Origin of the sequence: Vibrio sp. Vb0888 (genome assembly GCF_033338835.1) — a bacterium.
GTDB classification, from domain to species: domain Bacteria; phylum Pseudomonadota; class Gammaproteobacteria; order Enterobacterales; family Vibrionaceae; genus Vibrio; species Vibrio alginolyticus.
The window spans coordinates 1-1,190 of sequence record NZ_JAWOTL010000217.1 but is presented as its reverse complement, the minus strand read 5'-3'; the positions used below and the strand labels follow the sequence as shown (position 1 = coordinate 1,190).

The 1,190-nt window shown below is 47.5% G+C and carries 1 protein-coding gene; it reads left to right on the top strand.

Translation table 11 applies throughout. The annotated features are described in order from the left end of the window. Nucleotides 1–1,184: elongation factor Tu (gene tuf / locus R7P72_RS25135; RefSeq protein ID WP_017822038.1), on the top strand; the 1,184-nt coding region annotated here is incomplete at its 5' end. Between the last annotated feature and the right edge of the window lie 6 nt (nt 1,185–1,190).

Below are 1,190 nucleotides of genomic sequence, written 5' to 3'. Positions count from 1 at the left end.
TGTCTAAAGAAAAATTTGAACGTACGAAACCGCACGTTAACGTTGGTACTATCGGCCACGTTGACCACGGTAAAACAACTCTAACTGCAGCTATCTGTACTACTCTTGCTAAAGTTTACGGCGGTGTAGCTAAAGACTTCGCATCTATCGATAACGCTCCAGAAGAGCGTGAGCGCGGTATCACAATCGCAACTTCTCACGTTGAGTACGACACTCCATCACGCCACTACGCACACGTTGACTGTCCAGGACACGCTGACTATGTTAAAAACATGATCACTGGTGCTGCACAGATGGACGGTGGTATCCTAGTTGTTGCTGCGACAGATGGCCCAATGCCACAAACTCGTGAGCACATCCTACTAGGCCGTCAGGTTGGTATCCCATACATCATCGTATTCATGAACAAATGTGACATGGTTGACGATGAAGAGCTACTAGAACTAGTAGAAATGGAAGTTCGTGAACTTCTATCTGAATACGATTTCCCAGGTGATGACCTACCAGTTATCCAAGGTTCTGCACTAGGCGCACTAAACGGCGAAGAGCAGTGGGAAGCGAAAATCGTTGAACTAGCAGAAGCTCTAGATACTTACATCCCTGAGCCAGAGCGTGCGGTAGATCAGCCATTCCTAATGCCTATCGAAGACGTATTCTCAATCCAAGGTCGTGGTACAGTAGTAACTGGCCGTATCGAGCGTGGTATCCTAACTGTAGGTGACGAAGTTGCTATCGTAGGTATCAAAGACACTACTACAACTACATGTACTGGTGTTGAGATGTTCCGCAAGCTTCTAGACGAAGGCCGTGCAGGTGAGAACGTTGGTGCACTTCTACGTGGTACTAAGCGTGACGAAGTTGAGCGTGGTCAAGTACTAGCTAAGCCTGGTTCAATCACTCCACACACTAAGTTCGAATCAGAAGTATACGTACTGTCTAAAGATGAAGGTGGTCGTCACACTCCATTCTTCAAAGGCTACCGTCCACAGTTCTACTTCCGTACTACTGACGTAACTGGTGACATCCAGCTACCAGACGGCGTAGAAATGGTAATGCCAGGCGACAACGTACAGATGACTGTAGAGCTAATCGCACCAATCGCAATGGACGAAGGTCTACGTTTCGCGATCCGTGAAGGTGGCCGTACAGTAGGTGCTGGTGTTGTTGCTAAGATCTTCGACTAATTCATA